The following is a 1,632-nucleotide window of genomic DNA, read 5'->3' as shown; positions in this document are numbered from 1 at the left end:
CGACAGGCGCGGCTGGCTCGCCGCGCGCCGCAGCAGCGCGGCCAGTTCGTCCGCCGTGCAGCCCGGCTCGCAGCCGAGGTACTGGCAGCACAGCGCCGGCACTTCGCGCGCCGCGCTGTCGAGCAGGCCGCTCAGGCCTGCCAACAGGGCCTCGCCGCCGGCCGGCACCACCACCTGCAGCAAGGCCGTGCGCGGCGCCTGGCGGGCAAGCCGCTGCACTTCGGCAAGCAGACGCTCGACCGCATCGCCGTAGCGCTGCTCGGGTGCCGCGGACGAGGCCGCCAGCGCGCCGCATCCCCAACCCGGCAAGCGGGCCTCCAGCGCCGCCGCCGACACGCCCGCGACATCGCACAGCAGCACGCGGCGTTCGTCGAAGCGTGCCGGATCGACGCGCATCGCGTCGTCGGCCTGCGCGGGCGCGAGATCGTCGGCCGGGACCGGACGCCAGGCGGGCAACAGCAATTGCGTCGGCGCGTCGTCCGACGGCCTGACGCGCGTGGCGAAGCCATGCATGCGCACGCACACGGTATCCGCGGCGTCGCGCAGCTCGAGGTCGAGCGTGCGCACGCGCGGGTTCGCCGGCGCATCGCGCGATTCGACGATCGACACCCGCATCTCGGCGCTGCACGGCGCGAGAATCTCGACCGAATCGAGCGCGAACGGCAACGCCGCCTCGGCGGGCGCTGCGCCGCTCGCGTCGAGCGCCATGCCGAGCGCGGCCTGGAACGCGCCGTCCATCAGGCTCGGATGCAGCACGAACGCGGCCTCGCTGGCCGCGATGTCGGCGGGCAGGCGCAACTGCGCCAGCACGCGCTTGGCGCCCTGCTCGTCGATGTCCAGCGCCAGGTTTTCGATCGCCCGGTGGCCCGGGCCGTATTCGATCCCCATCGCCGAAAACAGCGTGTAGACGTGCTGCGCATCGTAGCGGCGCGCACGGGCGGCATCGAAACGCGCATGCTCATGCGCATTGGCGGCCGGTGCCGCCCCATCGGTGGCGAGGCGCGCCTGGGCGTGCAACTGACGCACGCCGGACGCGTCCACGCAGTGAACCTCGGCGCGCGGCCAGCCGCCGCCGTCGTCGATGATCTCGACTTCGACGGTGGCCTGCCCCGTCACCACCATCGGCTTGAGCCAGACCACGTGCCGGATCGGCAGCGCGCCCATGCCGGCGCGCTGAACGGCCGCCCGGATCAGCTCCAGGTAGGCGACGCCGGGCAGGATCGGCTGGCCGCCGACGCGATGGTGATCGAGGTAGAACGCGCTCGCATCGAGCGCGCGCGCATAACGATTCGGGCCGATCTCGCGCAGGCTCAGGCCGGGTGCGGCCTGGGACGCGGGCGTTGCGGCAACAGAGGTGGCGGCGGCAGCGGCGGCAGAAGCAGCAGCAGAGGCAACGGCAGCGCCTGAAACAGCGCCAGAGACAGCAGCAACGGCAGCGGCAGAGACAGCGGCTGCACCAGACGCAGCAGCAGCGCCGGCCTCAGCCTGCGGCAGCCAGAAGCGTTTCGAGGCAAACGGATAGGTCGGCAACGCGACGCGGCGCGGCGCGCGCAACCGCGGCTCGCCATACAGCCGCGCCCAGTCGAGCGCGGCGCCCGCCACCCAGCGCGCCGCGAGCGTGGCGGCGTCGAA

The 1,632-nt window shown here is 73.5% G+C and carries 1 protein-coding gene; it reads right to left on the bottom strand.

Annotated features, from left to right (window positions below):
- Positions 1–1,632: polyketide synthase dehydratase domain-containing protein (locus G3N92_RS33260; RefSeq protein ID WP_206131748.1), on the bottom strand; the 1,632-nt coding region annotated here is incomplete at both ends.

The organism is Burkholderia sp. Ac-20379 (assembly GCF_017104645.1).
In the GTDB taxonomy this organism is placed as follows: Bacteria; Pseudomonadota; Gammaproteobacteria; order Burkholderiales; family Burkholderiaceae; genus Burkholderia.
Note: the sequence above shows the minus strand (reverse complement) of the source record. Positions and strands in the feature narration are given on the sequence as shown.